General features: G+C 46.2%; 22 protein-coding genes. 7 read left to right on the forward strand and 15 right to left on the reverse strand.

Going from position 1 to position 18833, the window contains the following annotated elements:
* Together DN92_RS01945 and DN92_RS01950 are read left to right on the forward strand one after the other, a co-directional pair.
* Positions 1-536 (forward strand): YDG domain-containing protein (locus tag DN92_RS01945; RefSeq protein ID WP_254598320.1); only part of this gene is annotated, 536 nt, incomplete at its 5' end.
* Positions 537-548: 12 nt separating this feature from the next.
* Positions 549-1187, forward strand: coding sequence for a L,D-transpeptidase (locus DN92_RS01950; protein WP_173959664.1), 639 nt, complete (start codon positions 549-551; stop codon positions 1185-1187).
* Between the two features lie 34 nt (positions 1188-1221).
* On the opposite strand, the gene DN92_RS01955 is transcribed toward DN92_RS01950, so the two are convergent.
* On the reverse strand, positions 1222-1590 hold the full coding sequence (locus DN92_RS01955) for a hypothetical protein (protein WP_254598321.1): 369 nt from the start codon (positions 1588-1590) through the stop codon (positions 1222-1224).
* Positions 1591-1813: 223 nt separating this feature from the next.
* Positions 1814-2038 carry a CsbD family protein gene (locus tag DN92_RS01960; RefSeq protein ID WP_173959666.1) on the reverse strand — a complete coding sequence of 75 codons (225 nt, stop codon included), beginning with the start codon at positions 2036-2038 and terminating at the stop codon, positions 1814-1816.
* 177 nt (positions 2039-2215) lie between these two features.
* On the opposite strand from DN92_RS01960, the gene DN92_RS01965 reads away from it, so the two are divergent.
* Together DN92_RS01965 and DN92_RS01970 are read left to right on the forward strand one after the other, a co-directional pair.
* Positions 2216-2371 (forward strand): DUF3309 family protein, encoded by a 156-nt coding sequence (locus tag DN92_RS01965; RefSeq protein WP_173959667.1) that lies wholly within the window; start codon positions 2216-2218, stop codon positions 2369-2371.
* 21 nt (positions 2372-2392) lie between these two features.
* Positions 2393-2809, forward strand: a complete 417-nt coding sequence (locus tag DN92_RS01970; RefSeq protein WP_173959668.1) for a BON domain-containing protein — start codon at positions 2393-2395, stop codon at positions 2807-2809.
* 57 nt (positions 2810-2866) lie between these two features.
* On the opposite strand, the gene DN92_RS01975 is transcribed toward DN92_RS01970, so the two are convergent.
* The 3 genes from DN92_RS01975 to DN92_RS01985 form a co-directional block, all read right to left on the reverse strand.
* Positions 2867-3148, reverse strand: coding sequence for a YMGG-like glycine zipper-containing protein (locus DN92_RS01975; RefSeq protein ID WP_173959669.1), 282 nt, complete (start codon positions 3146-3148; stop codon positions 2867-2869).
* 18 nt (positions 3149-3166) lie between these two features.
* Complete coding sequence (locus DN92_RS01980) at positions 3167-3571, reverse strand: Rap1a/Tai family immunity protein (RefSeq protein ID WP_173959670.1); 405 nt, start codon at positions 3569-3571, stop codon at positions 3167-3169.
* A 110-nt stretch (positions 3572-3681) separates the two neighbouring features.
* Positions 3682-4581 (reverse strand): pseudouridine synthase, encoded by a 900-nt coding sequence (locus tag DN92_RS01985; protein ID WP_173959671.1) that lies wholly within the window; start codon positions 4579-4581, stop codon positions 3682-3684.
* A 131-nt stretch (positions 4582-4712) separates the two neighbouring features.
* Here DN92_RS01985 and DN92_RS01990 point away from each other — a divergent pair, with 131 nt between their 5' ends.
* The 3 genes from DN92_RS01990 to DN92_RS02000 all read left to right on the forward strand — a co-directional run bounded on the left by DN92_RS01990 (position 4713) and on the right by DN92_RS02000 (position 6339).
* On the forward strand, positions 4713-5486 hold the full coding sequence (locus DN92_RS01990) for a sulfite exporter TauE/SafE family protein (RefSeq protein ID WP_173959672.1): 774 nt from the start codon (positions 4713-4715) through the stop codon (positions 5484-5486).
* Positions 5487-5605: 119 nt separating this feature from the next.
* Positions 5606-6031 (forward strand): universal stress protein, encoded by a 426-nt coding sequence (locus DN92_RS01995; RefSeq protein WP_173959673.1) that lies wholly within the window; start codon positions 5606-5608, stop codon positions 6029-6031.
* 44 nt (positions 6032-6075) lie between these two features.
* Positions 6076-6339 (forward strand): hypothetical protein, encoded by a 264-nt coding sequence (locus DN92_RS02000; RefSeq protein ID WP_173959674.1) that lies wholly within the window; start codon positions 6076-6078, stop codon positions 6337-6339.
* Between the two features lie 3 nt (positions 6340-6342).
* Here DN92_RS02000 and arsB read toward each other — a convergent pair whose 3' ends face one another.
* The 10 genes from arsB to rimP form a co-directional block, all read right to left on the reverse strand.
* Positions 6343-7389 (reverse strand): ACR3 family arsenite efflux transporter, encoded by a 1047-nt coding sequence (arsB, locus tag DN92_RS02005; protein WP_173959675.1) that lies wholly within the window; start codon positions 7387-7389, stop codon positions 6343-6345.
* A gap of 41 nt (positions 7390-7430) precedes the next feature.
* Positions 7431-7910 (reverse strand): arsenate reductase ArsC, encoded by a 480-nt coding sequence (locus tag DN92_RS02010; RefSeq protein WP_173959676.1) that lies wholly within the window; start codon positions 7908-7910, stop codon positions 7431-7433.
* Positions 7907-8236 (reverse strand): ArsR/SmtB family transcription factor, encoded by a 330-nt coding sequence (locus DN92_RS02015; RefSeq protein ID WP_173959677.1) that lies wholly within the window; start codon positions 8234-8236, stop codon positions 7907-7909. Before DN92_RS02015 ends, DN92_RS02010 begins: the two co-directional genes overlap by 4 nt.
* An 85-nt stretch (positions 8237-8321) precedes the next feature.
* Complete coding sequence (locus DN92_RS02020) at positions 8322-10685, reverse strand: Tex family protein (RefSeq protein WP_173959678.1); 2364 nt, start codon at positions 10683-10685, stop codon at positions 8322-8324.
* Between the two features lie 115 nt (positions 10686-10800).
* Complete coding sequence (gene typA, locus DN92_RS02025) at positions 10801-12618, reverse strand: translational GTPase TypA (protein ID WP_173959679.1); 1818 nt, start codon at positions 12616-12618, stop codon at positions 10801-10803.
* 70 nt (positions 12619-12688) lie between these two features.
* Positions 12689-13600 carry a tRNA pseudouridine(55) synthase TruB gene (gene truB, locus DN92_RS02030; RefSeq protein ID WP_173959680.1) on the reverse strand — a complete coding sequence of 304 codons (912 nt, stop codon included), beginning with the start codon at positions 13598-13600 and terminating at the stop codon, positions 12689-12691.
* A gap of 4 nt (positions 13601-13604) precedes the next feature.
* On the reverse strand, positions 13605-13982 hold the full coding sequence (rbfA, locus tag DN92_RS02035) for a 30S ribosome-binding factor RbfA (protein WP_173959681.1): 378 nt from the start codon (positions 13980-13982) through the stop codon (positions 13605-13607).
* Between the two features lie 14 nt (positions 13983-13996).
* Positions 13997-16780 carry a translation initiation factor IF-2 gene (gene infB / locus DN92_RS02040; RefSeq protein WP_173959682.1) on the reverse strand — a complete coding sequence of 928 codons (2784 nt, stop codon included), beginning with the start codon at positions 16778-16780 and terminating at the stop codon, positions 13997-13999.
* 13 nt (positions 16781-16793) lie between these two features.
* Positions 16794-18275: a transcription termination factor NusA gene (gene nusA, locus DN92_RS02045; RefSeq protein WP_173959683.1), complete on the reverse strand. Its 1482-nt coding sequence runs from the start codon at positions 18273-18275 to the stop codon at positions 16794-16796.
* Positions 18272-18763 (reverse strand): ribosome maturation factor RimP, encoded by a 492-nt coding sequence (rimP, locus tag DN92_RS02050; RefSeq protein WP_173959684.1) that lies wholly within the window; start codon positions 18761-18763, stop codon positions 18272-18274. Before rimP ends, nusA begins: the two co-directional genes overlap by 4 nt.
* Positions 18764-18833: the final 70 nt, after the last annotated feature.

Below are 18833 nucleotides of genomic sequence, written 5' to 3' on the forward strand. Positions count from 1 at the left end.
TAAACAAAGTGTATGACGGTAATACGACTGCAACTGTCAATCTGAGTGCAACACCGCTGGCTGGCGATACTGTTTCTTCAAGCTATACAGCAGCGAGTTTTCTAGATGCGTCTGTGGGTGGTGATAAACCAGTAAGTGTTGTGGGTATTGCAATAGCTGGAGCTGATGCAGCTAATTACCAGGCAAACAGTAGCGCCAGCACTACCGCTAGCATTACTCCGAATGGGGCGCCTGATCCTAGCAATAGCATTGTTGGACTAGAGGTAGTTCCAATAATCCCACCGGGTGCTAGCAACCAAGCACCCCTTGCCTTACAGGAAGATATGCGTAACGGCGTCTCGAGTCCGTCCATAGTACCCTTGGTCGGAACTGGGCTTGCATCTGGATCTTTACTTGCACTACGGGGATCAAATCAATCCAGCCTCCTGATCATTGCAGATCCACAAAAAGGGGCTGAGCTTCAATCACTCTTTCCTGCCCCAGTAATTACGCCCTATCGAGCACCTTACCGAGCCCCAAAACAAGGGCGTAATTAATAGTAGAAGAATGTGAAAATCTACACTAAACGTCTCGTCGCGTTGATGGCACTTGCTTCTATCACTAGCGCAGCCCATTATCTCGACAATCACATTGACCTCAGTCGTGATGCCAGAAACCTTGCGGCTTGGGTCATTGATTCGGCAAACAATCAAGATCTACCATTTATCATTATTGATAAGAAAGAGGCTAAGGTATTTATATTTCGGCCTAATGGCACCTTCTTGGCATCAAGTCCTGCATTAATCGGTAGAAAAATTGGCGACGATATCACTCCGGGGGTAGGACAGAAGAGATTAGCTGAAATTAGCATCGAGGAGAGAACAACGCCTGCTGGCCGCTACTTAGCTGGACTAGGTACAAGTATAGATAAATCGGAGTTAGTTTGGATAGACTACGAATCAGGTGTATCAATACACCCTGTGACCACAAGCAATCCGTCTGAACGTCGCCTTGAACGTCTAGCAAGCTCAAGAATCTCGGATCGTCGCATTACCTACGGCTGCGTTAATGTATCAAATCGCTTCTACAAAGAGGCTATACACCCGACATTTGAAAACAGTAGCGCAATTGTTTACATCCTTCCTGAAGTTCACTCTATAAAAACAGTGTTTGGAGCTGAAGCAGATTCATTCAGTCATCATGAATGATGATGCACCACGGCTAGTGATGTTAAGACAGAGGTTACTCAAATACTTTGATCTTTATTTGCAAAGATAGAGAGCCCGCCACTCTATTAGGAATGGTTGGAATCAGTAGTAGGTTCAGACCAATCAAATCACCCTCAAGCGATAAGGCGGGTAACACCGCAGGGAACCAGCCTCCATTATTGGTATTGGGATATCCATTAAACCCGCCTGCTACTACCCCGACATGGATTGGGCCTATAGCGATGGGCTGCCAATAGGCACCAATATAGTTTGACTGATGGTAATGACTATTGCGGTAGGTACCGGCAGTGAGTGAGGTAACCGAGGAAAACTTGTATTCAGCACCAAATCCATAATTGAAAGAATTAAAGTCTTGATTACGATCAAAGTGATATGAATACATCCCTGGATTTAGCCATAACTCGTTTTTTTTCGTAGGCTCAATAATCTCAATCAAGCTATATGAATCGGCTAAACAGTGAGAGCTTAATAGAAGAAGAGAAGTGAGGATTGATGCAGTAAATGACTTAATCATTTCGAATGCTTCAAATTGGAAAGAGGCGGTACTGCGCGCTTAGAAATCGCCAAACAACTAAATGCCCGTAACAGCACCGACCCCATGAGAATTATTTCGTTGCTGCTGGCTTGAGATCTTTTATTTGATCTTCAAAGAGCTTAATTTGCATCTCTACTTCGTCTTTGGTGATCCCATAAGCCTCCTGAATTTTTCCAGCTAACTCAATACGCTTACCTGCAATCAGATCAAGTTGGTCGTCTGTTAACTTTCCCCAGCGCGAGCGAATCTTACCCTTAAATTGTTTCCAATTTCCTTCGACGATATCCCAATTCATAAAAATTCCTTTCGTTGTATGAGGAATCATCGTAGGTTAGATTCATCCATTTCTTAGTGCGATGTCGTACAAAGCAGAATGTATTTTTATTCGCTGCCATATGTCTGCTACCGAACTGTGTTGAGTAAATTATTCCCGTAAATTGAACTTTTAGAAACTGATAAAAAAGGATCTCCCATGCTAGGAACGATTGTTTTAGTACTCTTAATTTTGATGTTATTGGGCGCCATTCCTGCATGGCCGCACAGTAGAAATTGGGGATATGCACCAAGCGGAGGACTGGGTTTAATTGTCATCGTGCTATTGATCCTTCTCCTCACCGGCAGAATTTAAATTCTTTACGAAAGAAATAAAATGAAAATTGATACTAGTTTTAAAGCGGTATTTGCCTCAATGATGATTGTTTCCGGACTAGCTGCCTGTGATAAGCCAGGCCCAGCCGAAACAGCAGGTAAAAAGATTGATCAAACAACTGAGAGCGTCAGCGCAGCTGTATCTAACTCAGCCGATAAGGCCAGCACAACTATCGCAGCACAAGGTAAAGAAGCTGGTCAAGCAATGAGCGATACTGAAATTACAGCAAAAATCAAAGCAATCTTGCTTAATGAACCTGGACTGGATTCTCTTAAAGTTACGGTTGATACAGTTAAGGGTATTGTGACCCTATCAGGATCTGTGGCGAGCCAAGACAAGGCGGATAAAGTGATTAAATTATCTAAATCAGTAGATGGCGTTAAATCAGTCAATAGTAAATTAATGATTTCTAAATAATTTAATTGATGACAATAAAAAAGCCGCTTCAAGCGGCTTTTTTATCTAGTAACTAAATCAGTTAACAGTAGATTTAGTCGAGTTTGATTTTGATTTTGGAGGATTTTTCTTTTGATCTTTTTCATACTGGTCATAGATATACCCTCCAGCTGCGCCAACTGCAGCACCGCCGGCAGCACCCCATAAGAGTCCACCACCTGTCAGAGCGCCGATACCAACGCCAGCTGCGGTACCGATGGCCGCCCCAGAAAGGGTTCGCTGTTGAGTGTCACTCATATTAGTGCAGGCAGATAACGCCAAGATGGATGAAGCTGATAAAACGAGAATGGTTGTTTTCATGATATTTTTCCTATTCGCTTAACGAACGATTTTGTTCACTGCATTTGCAGGCGACATACTTGAGGCATTGCAGGGAAAGCGTACCGCTAAAAAACGTAGCAATGTATCTGCTGCAGGTGCAGTGTTGTAGACGGGATTAGCCTTGACCCAATCAACAAATTGACCCATCACTTCTCTGCGCGAGGGTGCTGGCTGAGTTACACAAACGAAATCGGGTGCTCTTTGGGGATAACGCGTAACCAAATAACTGTCAAAAACCCCTTGACCATAGATATCGCAATACGTCTGTGGCGCTGGGCTAGACTGGTCACTACAAACACCCACTAACTCTGAAGTGCTGATTGCCATGGGGCTACCTGTAGCAGCCACTACTACTCCCGCAGACATCAGCAATGAAGCTACAACTATTGATAACTTTTTCATAAGCACCTTCTCTTTCCAATTTAGACTAATAAGAATCCAGTCTATTAAGCTCAATGGCATTGGTCTGTCTGCTATCAGACATAGGAAATTTAGCTTTGTAGGCGCTTTAATTAGAAGCTGAGTATTTCTCTTTGGCTTTTAAATACCCTATCTTGATGTGTTATCGGGTCCTTAAAATACATCTCTTTTGCTAAGAGCTGCAGCGGTTTTGAGAAGTCTAGGTCATATTCCTGATACGGCGTTAGGATTGGGTAGATCTGATCATGGCGTATTGGAATTCCGAGAGCGTTGAGGTGGCAGCGTAGTTGGTGCTTTTTACCGCTACCTGGAGTTAAGCGATATTTAGCCCAGGGTGTATTTACTTCAATCAACTCAATATACGTATCTGTATTTGCTACACCTTCCACCTCCTCCATTTGCAGGAAATGTTCAGACTCTTGAATATTACTCTGATAAGTCATGGGCAATTTATCAATCAGATCTTCTGAATATGGCGCGATAGCCTCATAGACTTTCTTCACTACCCGATCTCTAAAGAGGTTTTGATACTGCGCCCTCTCATTTGGATTGATTGAAAAAACCACTAAGCCAGCGGTATCACGATCGATACGATGAATTGGGCTCAATGTCTGTATACCGGTTTTCTTCTTGAGGCGATTGAGCAGCGTTTGATGTAAGTAAAGTCCACTTGGTGTGACTGGTAAAAAATGGGGTTTATCTACCACGAGAATATGTTCGTCCTGAAATAAGATTGACTCTTCAAAAGGAAGCTCTGGTTCACGGGCTAAGCGCCGAAAATACATTAAGTGGATATTAGGCAAGTAGGCATCACTGGCGGCGACCGCCTCCCCCTCCTGCGTGAACACCAAACCCTCTGCAAAACGGGCCTCCCACTCACTGGCGTCAATATGGGGGAAGTTCCCAATGAAAAAATCCAGCAAGCAAGGGTAATTCTGCCCTGCAGGCAAATAGACTCGAGAGGAGGAAACGCCTTCAGAGTTAACTTTCATAAACCTTGGATTTCGCTTTCAATTAGATTGATGGGATTATCGCCTCCCCAATAGCTATCCTCCAAAAACCCCTCTAAAATGAGGCGGCATTACATCAAAGAATAATCGGATCCAACAGAACTACAAGAACCATGTTTGAACTCTCCGCCTTCGACATCAGCTTACTGCTCGCCTGCGCCTTGTTTGCAGGACTGGTTGATTCCATTATGGGTGGTGGTGGCATGATTCAGGTGCCCGCTCTCTTTGCCGTGCTACCCGGCTTTCCACCGGCCACCCTACTCTCCGTTAATAAGTTTGGTTCGATTGTGGGTACCATTGGCTCAGCTATTCAGTACAGCAGAGCCAATAAAAGCCCTCGGGGCTTAGTCATGATTTCTTCTGCGTTTGCGTTCTTTGCCTCGGTTGCCGGCGCCTATCTTGTGACTCAACTGCCCACTCAATGGCTCAGGGGCGCCCTGCCATTTTTATTGATAGGCCTGCTCATTGTGAATATTAAATCCAGTGCAGGACTGATTCATGAACCCAAGCACCAGCACCATAAACAAAAAGCGATAGCCTCAACTGGTGCCGGAATCATTGGTTTTTATGATGGCTTTTTGGGGCCTGGGGCCGGTGCTTTTTATAAGTTGCTTTACACCCGCTTTTTAGGGTTTGATTTTTTACGCGCTGCAGCGCCCGCCAAGTGCCTCAATATTGCCTCCAATTTAGGGGCGCTTTGCGTCTTTTTCTATCTAGGATATTTTGACTGGAAGCTCGGCATACTCTTAGCCAGTGCCAACCTGATAGGCGGTCAAATCGGTACTAAGATTGCTATCAAACACGGTAATGCTTTTATCCGTAAGGGTTTCTTTATTCTGGTAACCGTACTCATCATTAAAACCTTCTATGATGCTTTCCTGAAATAGCTTGTCGTCTAAGCAACAACCGCCCTCGATCAGTCAATTTTTAATAGATTTATCATAATTTTCATAGTAAATTAGAACGATGCAGGTGCAGTTTCTTAACTAAAAAAATAGAGGGACAAATGAAAATACTATTACCAGTAGACGGCTCCAAATCCGCACTCAATGCAGCAAAGTATGTTGCTAAGTTAGCCAAAGATTTGCGTACCAAGCCTACCGTGACATTAATTAGCGTTCACGATGACATTGGCCTGGGCCATGTGAAGCAGTTTGTTGCCGCCAGTGTAGTCAATGACTATCTTCATGAAGTGAGTGAAAAAGAATTAAAGTCTTCTCAAAAGGCGCTGGATGCAGCTGGTGTAAAGCACAGCATGGTCATTAAGCGTGGCAATGTTGCTGGTGAAATTCTTGCTCTAGCAAATAAAGAAAAGTTTGATCTCATTGTGATGGGCTCAAAAGGTAGAACTGGCATTATTGATGCCTTGATGGGCTCCATTGCTCAAAAGGTTAGCAATACGGCCAAGCAGCCTGTTCTATTAATTAAGTAATGGTTAAATAGAACTCGGAGATTCATGCGTAACAGGCCGTCTTCATGACGGCCTTTTTTATGGGCTACACAATGAGCATTCTGCTTCTCTTATTTGCACCAGGCCTCTTCGCCATTTACTGGTTTATTCGCCTACAAATCTGCCTATCAAGAGTGCGCTACCTAGTCGATACCTACGGCATGGACCGTAAGAAGTTGCGTAAACTTTCCTGCAAAGAAATCAAAACACTGCGCAATTCAATTGATGCTCTTAGGCATACGGATGATGCATTTAGCCTAGAGAATCTTGTGAGGCCTTACAGAACTTAAAGTCTATCTTTTTGTAAAGTAGCGCTCTTTAAACCACAAAGCAACAGTTACCAAACCAATCATGATGGGTACCTCAACTAGCGGACCAATCACGGCTGCAAATGCGGCTCCAGAATTGATTCCAAATACGGCAATCGCTACGGCTATAGCTAGCTCAAAGTTGTTACTTGATGCTGTAAAGGATAAGGTGCAGCAACGCTTGTAATCAATACCCATCTTGCCTGTGACCAAGAAGGTCAACAGGAACATGATGAGGAAGAAGATGAGTAGAGGAACTGCAATCGTCAATACATCCATTGGCAGACTGAGAATGAGCTTACCCTTCAGGCTAAACATCACTACAATGGTGAATAGCAGAGCAATTAAGGTGAGCTTTCCGATACGGGGTACAAACTGCTCGTGGTATCGATCCTTGGACATGAACTTGAGCAGGACTACTCGAGTCAAAATACCAGCAATGCATGGCACGCCAAGATAGATAAAGACACTCTCTGCAATCTGCCCCATACTCACGCTGACAGTCGATGCCGCTAAACCAAAGTATGGCGGCAGAACTGTGAGAAAAACATAGGCGTACACACTAAAGAACAAGACTTGGAAGATGGCATTAAATGCCACCAGTCCCGCTGCATACTCCGTTGAGCCCTTGGCAAGGTCATTCCATACGATCACCATGGCGATACATGGCGCAATACCAATCAGAATCAAACCGGCCATATACTCCGGCTGATCTGGCACAAAGATGATGGCCAAAAAGAACATTAATACCGGCGCCACAATCCAGTTCATCAATATCGATATCAGAAAAATGCGCTTGTCTTTGAATACATCGGGTAAGTCTTCGTAACGCACTTTTGCAAACGGCGGATACATCATCAATATCAGTCCAATGGCGATGGGGATATTGGTAGTACCAACCTGAAATGAATTAACCAAACCCTCAATGCCAGGAAATACAAAGCCTAGGGCGATACCAAAAGCCATAGCGGCAAAGATCCATACCGTGAGGTAGCGATCAAGAAAAGAGAGTTTTTTAGTTAAGGTATTCATACTTGTGTTTAAGTTGTATTTAGACTGCGCTTAGATTGCGTTTAAATTGATATATGGATTGATTTCAGGGTCATAGAGTCTAATTTCTCCAGAGGCATGCTAGCCAGAATATCAATCCGTTTCTTGAGACCATTCATCACCGTATTAAATGCAGCTCTTTTTTCTAACTCAGTACCCTGCACTTGCGAGGGATCAGGAAAGCCCCAATGGGCTGTAGCCGGTTGCCCAGGCCAGAATGGACAAACCTCACCGGCAGCGTTGTCGCAAACCGTGATGATGAAGTCCATCTTTGGTGCATCGGGCTGCGCATAGACATCCCAGCTTTTAGATTTCAATAGTGCACGATCCATTCCTAACTCTGCCGCAATATCTGCCGCAATCGGATTAACGCTCGTCCCTGGAGTGGATCCTGCCGAGTAACCTGCAAACTTACCACTAGGGTGAGTAGATGCCAAAGCCTCGCCTAGTATCGAGCGTGCGGAGTTGTGGGTACAAAGAAAAAGAATGTTGTAAGTTTTCATATGGCTTTGGATTTCTTGAGAGTTTTATTAGGGGTGCATGGCTGTCCGCCGCAGCAGTTATCCAATAAGAATGCACTTAAGTCCTGCACTAAAGAGGCATTAGGGCGGTAAATCAGATGACGACTTTGGCGCTCGACGAGTAGTAAATTAGCCTGTACTAATTCCTTCAAATGAAAGCTCAGAGTCGCATTGGGAATGCCCAGCTTTTCAATAATTTCACCGGGAGTTAAACCAAGTTCACCACGCTGCACAATCAGTCGGAATATATTGAGGCGGGATTCTTGGCCTAAAGCTAAAAAGGCGGCAATAGCATGAGTGTTTTTCATATTTCCAATTATATGGAAATATATGACAAATTGATGACGAATTTCGTATGAAATAGGGGCATTAAAGCCCCCATCATCACTTGGACTACTTTTTCAACTTCCCAAAGGCTGCTGCCATTGCATTATTCATTGGGGGCGCAGATCTTCTATCTTCCTGGGGCTTTCTGGCTTCTGAGGGTCTTGGAACTACGGGGCGATTTACTCTTTGCTCAGGTTTTGTACCTGGGGTGGCTTTGGGAGCCTCATCAGATAGGCGCATAGTCAGTGCAATGCGCTTGCGCTTTTCATCCACCTCTAGCACTTTAACCTTAACGACCTGCCCCGCCTTTACTACGGTGTGTGGATCTTTAACAAAGGTATTAGCTAAGGCAGAGATGTGCACGAGACCATCTTGATGCACGCCGATGTCAACGAATGCACCAAATGCTGCAACGTTTGTTACAACACCTTCCAAAATCATATCCACCTTGAGATCGCTGACTTTTTCCACGCCATCCTTAAATGTCGCTGTAGTGAACTCAGGACGTGGATCGCGTCCAGGCTTTTCTAGCTCTTTGATGATGTCCGTCACTGTTGGCAAGCCGAACTTTTCATCGGCATACTTTTCAGGACTGAGGCCTTTGAGTATTCCTGCATCCCCAATCACTTCCTTTACACCCTTCTGGATATCCTTAAGAATCTTCTCTACCAAGGGATAGGATTCTGGATGAACTGCGGAGGCATCTAAAGGATCTGAACCGTTCATGATTCGCAAGAAACCTGCTGCTTGCTCAAAGGTCTTATCACCTAAGCGCGGTACGCTACGTAGGTCTGCTCTAGACTGAAAAGCACCATGACTATCCCGATAAGAAACAATGCCTTCAGCAACCGTGTTGCTGAGGCCTGAAACTCTTGCAAGCAAAGGGGCTGAGGCGGTGTTCACGTCGACACCGACAGCGTTCACACAGTCCTCCACGACTGCCACCAATGACTTTGCTAATTGCGTCTGCATCACATCATGTTGATACTGTCCAACGCCAATCGACTTGGGATCAATCTTTACTAGCTCTGCTAGTGGATCCTGCAATCTTCTTGCAATCGATACTGCCCCACGCAAAGACACATCCATACCAGGTAATTCTTTTGAGGCGTACTCTGATGCTGAATACACTGATGCACCAGCTTCGGAGACCACAATCTTCGTCAGCTTGAGTTCTGGCCTAGCTTTAATCAAATCTTGTGCAAGCTTGTCAGTCTCACGGGATGCGGTGCCATTGCCAATTGAGATCAAGGTAGCCTGATGCTTTTCAGCCAGTTTGGCTAGCGTATGCAGCGAGCCATCCCAGTCATTCTTAGGCTGATGCGGATAAATTACCTCGGTATCTACCACCTTGCCAGTGGCATCCACTACCGCAACTTTCACACCAGTTCGCATGCCGGGGTCAAGGCCAATAGTGACCTTGGGTCCTGCAGGGGCCGCTAATAGTAAAGCCTTTAAATTTCGTGCAAATACATTAATCGCTTCGGTTTCAGAGCGCTCGCGTAGGGAGCTCATGAGCTCGGACTCCAAATGCATGGAGCACTTAATGCGCCAGGTCCACCGAACGGTCTCGGCCAACCACTGATCAGCAGGACGACCCTCATTTTTAATCTTAAATTGATTGGCAATACGGGACTCGCACGGATTATGGGGGGCATCCCATTTCGGTTTTTCTGCTTCGGTATCTAGACGAAGATTGACCGTTAACATCTGCTCACGACGGCCTCTAAATAAAGCCAATGCGCGATGTGATGGAATAGCTTGAATAGGCTCAAAATAATCAAAGTAATCAGCAAATTTCTCACCCTCTTGCTCTTTACCAGGAATGACTTTGGACTCTACAACGCCATGATCCTGCAAATATGTTCTTAGTGATTGAACCAGACCAGCATCTTCTGCAAAGCGTTCCATCAGAATTTGACGGGCGCCTTCCAGCGCAGCTTTGGTATCTGCTACACCAGGGTTATCACCTTGGTCTGAAGTAAAAGCCTCCCTGATGTATTTAGCTGCCTCTACTTCTGGCTCAAGCATTGGACTTGCTAGTAAGTCATTTGCCAACGGCTCTAATCCTGCCTCAAGAGCTATTTGTGCCTTGGTACGGCGCTTGACCTTATAGGGAAGGTACAGATCCTCTAAACGTGTCTTATCCTCGGCTAGCATAATAGCCTTGAGTAGCTCAGGCGTCATCTTGCCCTGCTCGTCAATCGAAGAAACGATCGCCTTACGACGCTCTTCGAGCTCTCGTAAATAACCTAGGCGATCTTCCAATAAGCGCAACTGCGTGTCATCTAATCCACCAGTAACTTCCTTACGATATCGGGCGATAAAAGGAACGGTAGCTCCTTCATCCATGAGGGCAATAGCGGCTGCTACTTGAGCGGGTTTAGCAGCTAGCTCTTGGGCAAGACGTTGTTCAATGGATGGCAGCATGAAATGATGTATTTACTGAGGTTTTAAGAATATGAGTATCGAAGAAAAATAAGAGCCACCCAAAGGTGACTCTTATTAAACTATCAGCGCGACTGATGAAAACAACTCGGCAAAATTACTCGCGAGAAGCTTTCTTGCGGTCATGCTCTTTCAGGTAACGCTTACGAATACGGACGCTTTTCGGCGTTACTTCCACCAACTCATCATCACTAATAAACTCAACCGCATATTCCAGAGTCAAATCAATTGGCGTTACTAAACGAACTGCTTCGTCAGTACCTGAAGAACGAACGTTTGTTAATTGCTTACCTTTAATCGGATTCACAACTAGATCGTTATCGCGACTATGAATACCAATCACCATACCTTCGTACACAGGATCACCGTGTTTTACGAACATACGGCCACGATCTTGTAATTTCCAAATAGCATAGGCAACTGCTTCACCGTCATCTTGGCTAATCAATACGCCGTTATGGCGCTCACCCAAAATGCCATCTTTAGCTGGAGCATAGCAATCAAATGTATGACTCATCAAACCGTTACCGCGAGTCATAGTCATGAAGTCGCCCTGGAAGCCGATCAGGCCACGTGCAGGAATGCGGTACTCAAGACGGGTACGACCTTTTCCGTCACTCACCATATCTTGCAGTTCGCCCTTACGCTTACCTAAGTCTTCCATCACGGCGCCTTGAGTAGCATCTTCTACGTCTACCGTTAAGTTTTCGTATGGCTCCATCTTGACGCCGTTCTCTTCGTGGAACACGACGCGTGGACGGGAAACGGCCATCTCGTAGCCTTCACGACGCATAGTTTCAACCAAAATCGTCAAATGCAACTCACCACGGCCAGAAACTTCAAACACGGTATCGTCATCAGTTTGGCGAACACGCAAAGCCATATTGGCTTTCAATTCACGGTCAAGACGCTCACGAATCTGGCGGCTCGTCACAAACTTACCTTCACGACCAGCCAATGGGCTGGTGTTGACCATGAAGTTCATGGTCAAAGTAGGCTCATCAATCTTGAGCATTGGCAATGGATCTGGCTTATCAACCGCACATACAGTTGTACCAATCGCCAACTCTTCAATACCGTTGATGAGGGCGATATCGCCAGCAACAGCCTCTTCAACGATTTCGCGCTCTAAACCTTTAAATTTCAATACTTGATTGATACGACCTTTGAATGGCACGCCATCAGGACCGTTCATGCATACCACTTCCATACCTGACTTCACACGTCCACGGCTAATACGGCCAACGCCAATCTTACCGACATAGCTGTTGTAATCAATAGAAGAAATCTGGAATTGCAAAGGACCATCTGGATCGTCATCACGCACAGGGACGTATTTCAGAACAGCGTCAAACAATGGGCGCATATCACCTTCGCGCACATCTTCTGTTGTACCTGCATAGCCATTTAATCCTGATGCATAGATGATTGGGAAATCGAGCTGCTCTTCGGTAGCGCCGAGCTTGTCAAACAACTCAAAAGTGGCATTGATGACATAGTCGCAACGTGCACCCGGGCGATCAACCTTGTTGATCACAACAATAGGCTTCAAACCAAGAGCCAAGGCCTTTTTGGTCACAAAGCGAGTTTGTGGCATTGGTCCTTCAACCGCATCCACCAAGAGCAAAACACCGTCAACCATGGAGAGCACACGCTCTACTTCACCACCGAAGTCGGCGTGTCCTGGTGTATCAACGATGTTGATATGTGTGCCGTCGTATTCCACTGCACAGTTCTTGGACAAAATAGTAATGCCACGCTCTTTTTCTAAGTCATTTGAGTCCATGACGCGTTCGGTCATTTTTTCATTAGAGCGGAATGTGCCAGATTGGCGTAAGAGTTGGTCAACCAAAGTAGTTTTACCGTGGTCAACGTGGGCGATGATGGCGATATTACGAAGTGCGCGTTTAGTCATGTGAAGCTTCTAAAGTTAAGAATATGAAATTCGGGTTAGTTAAGGTTAATCAGTTAATAAGTCAAAAATGTTAATGGGCAGAAGAAATCAAACGCTTGGGATGCAACACCCCAGAGCGCCAATCGCCAGTACCAATAAAGTTATGAGGAGCAGCCGTAGCACGATAGATGCGCACGAGTGCCTCAATAGACGGCATGTTGAGCGGGACGCGTTGCCCCATCTCTAAACGCTTTGCTTGCTGCTCATCTACCGTTAAGTGCGGCAATGTTTGCAAGAGCGCATCGACTGGCAAAATATAGCTAGAGCTGTCTTGCAAGCCTTTTTGAATCGATTCGATTGTGAAAGACTGCTCTAAAGTGAGGTGACCTACTTCAGTCCGGCGCAAGCCAACTAAGTGTGCGCCACAGCCTAAGGCTCTGCCAATGTCTTCTGCCAATACGCGGATGTAGGTACCCTTACTGCAGCTGACCTCTAAAGTGGCTTCAGGCCAATTGATATTGGTCCAGCGAATCGCATGAATCGTAATATCCCGTGGAGCACGCTCTAACTCAACGCCGGCACGAGCGTATTCATACAAAGGTTTGCCATCGCGCTTGAGCGCAGAATACATCGGGGGAACCTGGCTAATAGGGCCGGTAAATGCGGGTAGCAACGATTCCAGCGCCAACTTCATAGCAACTTCATCAGCGAATACCGGGAGTGGCAGCTCTTCAATCACTAGACCTTCAGCATCGCCCGTATCGGTGCGCTGACCAAATTTCACCTGAGCGATATAGGTCTTATCGGCCTCAAGCAAATCCTGGGAATATTTAGTTGCCTCGCCCAAACAGATCGGTAGCAAGCCAGTTGCCATAGGATCTAAGGTGCCTGTATGCCCTGCTTTTTCTGCGTTCAATTTACGTTTCACTGCTGTGACTGCACCTTGCGAGCTCATGCCAAAAGGTTTATCAAGCAAAACAACACCATCGATACGTACTGGCATGAAATTAAGCGCTCTCGTCTTTACGGTCACTGCGATCACTATCTACCGCTTGATCAATTAAACGAGACATTTCAATGCCGTGCTCAACAGAACTGTCATAGTGAAAATGCAGAGTTGGCACAGTATGAATATGCAGACGCTTAAACAATAAAGAATGTAAGTAGCCTGCCTTATCCTGAAGCGCTTTCAATGCTACCTCAGGCTCGGCGCCCAAAACGGTAAAAAATACTTTTGCATGCGCTAAATCTGGCGTCAGCTCAATACTTTGTAAAGTAATTAAACCCAAGCTAGGGCTACGCAACTCCCGAGGAATGAGCTCGGCCAGGTCTCGCTGAATTTGATCGGCGAGACGCTGGTTGCGATGAGGGCTAGTTTTATGCATATGCTCTATAGATCTTAGAGTGTTCTAGCAACTTCAGTTACTTCAAACGCTTCGAGTTGATCGCCTTCTTTGATGTCGTTGTAGCCTTTTAATGACAAGCCACACTCAACACCGGCACGGACTTCTTTTGCATCATCTTTAAAGCGCTTGAGAGAATCCAACTCACCACTCCAGATCACCACGTTTTCACGCAAGAGACGAACGCTGGAGTTGCGCTTGACAACACCTTCGAGGACCAAACAACCCGCAATTGCGCCTACTTTAGATACCAAGAAGACTTGACGAATCTCCACCATACCGGTGATTTCTTCTTTCTTGTCTGGTGTCAACATGCCGCTTAAGGCTGCCTTGACCTCATCTACTGCGTCATAAATAATGTTGTGATAACGAATATCTACACCATTGTTTTCAGCTAACTTACGCGCTGCACCATCTGCACGAGAGTTAAATCCGATGATGACTGCTTTGGAGGCAACCGCTAAGTTCACGTCAGTTTCAGTAATACCGCCCACGGCTGCGTGAACAATTTGAACCTTCACCTCTGCAGTCGACAGTTTCTGTAATGACTGAGATAAGGCTTCTTGAGAACCTTGTACGTCCGCTTTAATGATGAGTGGCAACAACTTGGCTTCAATCGCGCCCTCTTCCATGTTTTCCATCATGGTTTCGAGCTTGAATGCTTGCTGTTTAGCCAACTTCACATCGCGGAACTTACCTTGGCGGAAGAGTGCAATCTCACGAGCTTTACGCTCATCAGGCACAACTTGTACTGACTCACCAGCTGCAGGAACTTCAGATAAACCTTGGATCTCTACTGGAATGGATGGACCAGCTTCGTTACATGGCTTACCGTTTTCATCCAACATCGCACGAACACGACCGTAGGTTGAACCAGCCAACAACATATCGCCACGCTTGAGCGTTCCAGACTGAACGAGTACGGTTGCTACAGGACCGCGGCCCTTATCCAAACGCGCCTCAATAACAAGACCTTGTGCTGGAGCATCCTTGGCTGCTTTGAGTTCCAAAATCTCTGCTTGCAAAAGGACGTTCTCGAGCAGTGCATCGATACCATCACCTGTTTTTGCAGAAACACCAATAAATGGTATGTCGCCGCCGTATTCCTCAGGAACCACTTGCTCAGCAACCAATTCTGTTTTGACGCGCTCTAAATTGGCATCCGGTTTATCGATCTTATTGATTGCCACAACAATTGGCACACCCGCTGCTTGCGCATGGTGGATCGCCTCTTTCGTTTGCGGCATCACACCGTCATCTGCTGCGACCACTAGGATCACGATATCAGTTGCCTTGGCACCACGAGCACGCATTGCCGTAAAGGCTTCGTGACCCGGGGTATCGAGGAAAGTAATCATGCCGCGCGGCGTTTCAACGTGATAAGCGCCAATATGCTGGGTAATACCACCGGCTTCGCCAGTAGCTACTTTTGCAGCACGAATCTTATCGAGCAAAGAAGTTTTACCGTGGTCAACGTGACCCATTACTGTAACTACTGGTGGACGTGAGAACAATTCCGCGTCATGGCCAGCAATACCGAGATCTAAATCTGGATCATCTAATTTGGCAGCATGGGCTTTATGGCCCATTTCTTCCACGATGATCATTGCGGTATCTTGATCCAAGATTTGGTTGATCGTCACCATCTGACCCATACCCATCAAGAGCTTAATGACTTCTGCACTCTTGACAGCCATTGCATGAGCTAACTCTGCAACGGTAATGGTTTCTGGGACATTGACATCTCGCACAATGGCTTCAGTGGGTACTTGGAAGTTCGTGTCGACATTGGCCTCAGCAATTTGACGTTGCTTTCTTCTGCCGCCACCGGAACGCCAACCACCGACGCCACCAGAGCTATCGCCACGAGTCTTAAGGCCACCAGGTTTCTTGGCGCCCTCTTCTTGCCAGGTAGATGAAGTCTCGGCAGACTTAATCGTCTTGCCGCCAACTTTAGCAACTACCTTCTTCTTATCATCCGCACCCTCAACCTTAGCAGGTTTGTGTAAGGTGCCTTTTTTAGCTTCTTCAGCAGCAATCTCACTTGGTGCCTTCAGGACGCGTGCTGGAGCACTCATCATGTCACGAATAGCCAAGGCCTCAGCTTCAGCAGCGGCGCGACGTTTAGTAATATCAGCTAACTGCGCCTTGTTGGCATCAGCGATCTCTTTCGCAGCTTTATCAGCTTGGGCTTTCTTATCAGCCGCTTTAGCAGCAACTGCAGCAACATCAGCCTCTGAGTTCACTTCTTTTACAGGCGTTGGCTCAGCAATACTTGCAGCAGCCGCAGCATCCGCTTCTTTTTGGCGGGCATCTTCAGCCGCTTTCATTTCTGCTTCTTGACGAGCCAATAATTCAGCTTGACGCGTTGCTTCAGCCGCACGTTTTTCTAACTCTTCTGCAGAAAGAATTGGCTTAGCTGGAGTAGTAGGCGCAACTTCTTTAGCTTCTGGAACAGGAGCCTCTTCAGGAGCCTTATCTCCCGCCTTAACTAGCACGCGCTTTTTACGAACTTCAACCTGAACGGTACGAGTGCGTCCTGCAGAATCTGCCTGACGAATCTCGGAGTTTTCGCGCTTGATCAAAGTAATCTTTTTGCGATTACCCGTATCCGCACTACCGTGCTCTTTTTGCAAATGCTCAAGCAGGACAGTCTTGTCCTTTTCGGTAATGCTGTCGTCTTCAGAACCTTTTTCGACACCAGCCGCCTTCAACTGCTCCAGAAGGTCTGGCGCGGTACGTTTTAATTCTTTAGCGAGTACTTTTACTGTTGTTGCCATGCACTACTTCCTCTCATGAAGTAAACCAATGTTCGCGCGCTTTCATGATGAGCGTTTTCGCGGTTTCTTCGTCAATTTGTGTCGCCTCAACTAGCTCATCAACAGCCAGTTCAGCTAAGTCGTCACGGGTATGAACTTGATTGTCAGCAAGCTTAGCAATCAATTCAGTGGTCATTCCCTCTAGGGAACGTAAATCTTGTGAGACTTCGCCAACGCGCTCTTCTTTAGCCAATTCCATGGTCAAGAGAGAGTCACGTGCGCGAGTACGCAATTCATTTACTGTGTCTTCATCGAATGAATCGATTTCCAACATTTCAGAAAGGGGTACATAAGCAACCTCTTCCAATGTGTTGAAACCTTCTTCAATCAAGATGTCAGCTACTTCTTGGTCAACGTCCAATTTATCCATGAACAACTGACGCACTGAAGCAGCTTCTTTTTCAGTTTTCTCAGCAGACTCTTCAGGAGTCATGATGTTGATTTGCCAACCAGTCAAGTCACTTGCCAAGCGCACGTTTTGTCCGCTACGGCCAATAGCAATTGCTAAGTTCTCTTCATCAACCACCACATCCATTGCGTGACGCTCTTCATCAACCACAATTGAAGATACTTGAGCTGGAGCTAAAGCACCAATCACAAACTGCGCTGGGTCTTCAGACCACAATACGATATCCACTGCTTCGCCGGCCACTTCGTTACGTACCGCAGTAACGCGTGTGCCACGAACGCCAACACAGGTGCCGATTGGATCAATACGCTTGTCATAAGTAATCACCGCAATCTTGGCGCGGATACCAGGGTCGCGAGCTGCACCCTTAATCTCTAACAAGCCCTGCTCCATTTCTGGGACTTCATTCTCAAACAACTTGATCAAGAAATCTGGGCAGGTGCGTGAGAGTTCAATCTGTGGTCCACGAGCTTCACGATCCACTTTGAGGATGTAAGCGCGTACGCGGTCGCCAGAACGCAAGTTCTCTTTTGGAATCATCTGATCGCGACGCAGCAATGCTTCAACGCGGCCAGACTCAATAATTAAACCGTTCTTGTCAGCGCGCTTGACGGTACCGGTCATGACTTTTTCGCCACGCTCGAGGTAATCGTTCAAAATCTGCTCACGCTCAGCATCGCGGATGCGTTGCAAGATCACTTGCTTGGCAGCCTGCGCACCAATACGGCCAAAGGCTAAAGATTCGATTTGCTCTTCGATGTATTCACCAACTTCCATGTCGGGGAATTGCTCAAGTGCCTCAAAATGCAAGATCTCTTTATCTGGCTCTTGAAGTCCAGCTTCATCAGGAACAACCAACCAGCGACGGAAGGTTTCGTATTCACCAGACTCGCGATCAATCGATACTCGAATATCTACATCTTCTGTCGGGTAACGCTTTTTAGTGGCTGATGCCAACGCCATTTCTAGCGCCTCAAACACAATTGCTTGATCTACGTTCTTTTCACGCGCTAAGGCGTCTGCCAACATGAGAACTTCTCGGCTCATGACTTTCTTCCTTTGAAATCAATAACAGGGACCAGCCGAGTCTTATCGACCTCGGCTAAAGAAAACTCCAATTGAGACTCAGCACCATCAGTGCCTTCGAACAACAAACCAAATTTCGCGTCAGGCGAATCTAATTCACCAGTCAGCAAACCTTGCAACACACCACGAAAATTCTTACGATTGCCAACGGCAACACGCAACTTCATATCTACTTCCATCCCAGAAAACCGCTCAAAATCCGCTGCGGATTTCACTGGGCGATCCAGTCCAGGAGAGGAAATCTCTAAACGCTCAAAAGGAATGTTCTCTACTGGCAATGTGTAGCTCAGTTGATGACTCACTTTTTCGCAATCTAAAACAGTAATCAAACGTTCGTAATCGGGGTTTTCGATCGTGACACGCAGCAAACCTCCGGCTTCACGCTCGATTTCCACTAGCGTGTACCCTAAGTTTTCTACCTCTGCAGAAATAATCCGCTGATCTTTCAAAACAACCCTTCAATGCAAAACGGCAAAAAAAAATGGGCTTCAAAGCCCATATTCTCGAAATTCAGAACAG

This window comes from Polynucleobacter arcticus, assembly GCF_013307205.1.
GTDB lineage: Bacteria > Pseudomonadota > Gammaproteobacteria > Burkholderiales > Burkholderiaceae > Polynucleobacter > Polynucleobacter arcticus.

What these genes read in the sequence shown, in the direction of transcription:
- DN92_RS01980 (WP_173959670.1), bottom strand. Translation starts at nt 3,571, where the DNA reads ATGAAAAAGTTATCAATAGTTGTAGCTTCATTGCTGATGTCTGCGGGA.
- infB (WP_173959682.1), bottom strand. Translation starts at nt 16,780, where the DNA reads ATGGCAACAACAGTAAAAGTACTCGCTAAAGAATTAAAACGTACCGCG.
- DN92_RS02000 (WP_173959674.1), top strand. Translation starts at nt 6,076, where the DNA reads ATGACGGCCTTTTTTATGGGCTACACAATGAGCATTCTGCTTCTCTTA.
- DN92_RS01975 (WP_173959669.1), bottom strand. Translation starts at nt 3,148, where the DNA reads ATGAAAACAACCATTCTCGTTTTATCAGCTTCATCCATCTTGGCGTTA.
- rbfA (WP_173959681.1), bottom strand. Translation starts at nt 13,982, where the DNA reads ATGCATAAAACTAGCCCTCATCGCAACCAGCGTCTCGCCGATCAAATT.
- DN92_RS01955 (WP_254598321.1), bottom strand. Translation starts at nt 1,590, where the DNA reads ATGTATTCATATCACTTTGATCGTAATCAAGACTTTAATTCTTTCAAT.
- DN92_RS01960 (WP_173959666.1), bottom strand. Translation starts at nt 2,038, where the DNA reads ATGAATTGGGATATCGTCGAAGGAAATTGGAAACAATTTAAGGGTAAG.
- DN92_RS02015 (WP_173959677.1), bottom strand. Translation starts at nt 8,236, where the DNA reads ATGAAAAACACTCATGCTATTGCCGCCTTTTTAGCTTTAGGCCAAGAA.
- DN92_RS02010 (WP_173959676.1), bottom strand. Translation starts at nt 7,910, where the DNA reads ATGAAAACTTACAACATTCTTTTTCTTTGTACCCACAACTCCGCACGC.
- DN92_RS01965 (WP_173959667.1), top strand. Translation starts at nt 2,216, where the DNA reads ATGCTAGGAACGATTGTTTTAGTACTCTTAATTTTGATGTTATTGGGC.
- typA (WP_173959679.1), bottom strand. Translation starts at nt 12,618, where the DNA reads ATGACTAAACGCGCACTTCGTAATATCGCCATCATCGCCCACGTTGAC.
- DN92_RS01995 (WP_173959673.1), top strand. Translation starts at nt 5,606, where the DNA reads ATGAAAATACTATTACCAGTAGACGGCTCCAAATCCGCACTCAATGCA.
- DN92_RS01970 (WP_173959668.1), top strand. Translation starts at nt 2,393, where the DNA reads ATGAAAATTGATACTAGTTTTAAAGCGGTATTTGCCTCAATGATGATT.
- truB (WP_173959680.1), bottom strand. Translation starts at nt 13,600, where the DNA reads ATGCCAGTACGTATCGATGGTGTTGTTTTGCTTGATAAACCTTTTGGC.
- nusA (WP_173959683.1), bottom strand. Translation starts at nt 18,275, where the DNA reads ATGAGCCGAGAAGTTCTCATGTTGGCAGACGCCTTAGCGCGTGAAAAG.
- DN92_RS01985 (WP_173959671.1), bottom strand. Translation starts at nt 4,581, where the DNA reads ATGAAAGTTAACTCTGAAGGCGTTTCCTCCTCTCGAGTCTATTTGCCT.
- DN92_RS02020 (WP_173959678.1), bottom strand. Translation starts at nt 10,685, where the DNA reads ATGCTGCCATCCATTGAACAACGTCTTGCCCAAGAGCTAGCTGCTAAA.
- DN92_RS01990 (WP_173959672.1), top strand. Translation starts at nt 4,713, where the DNA reads ATGTTTGAACTCTCCGCCTTCGACATCAGCTTACTGCTCGCCTGCGCC.
- arsB (WP_173959675.1), bottom strand. Translation starts at nt 7,389, where the DNA reads ATGAATACCTTAACTAAAAAACTCTCTTTTCTTGATCGCTACCTCACG.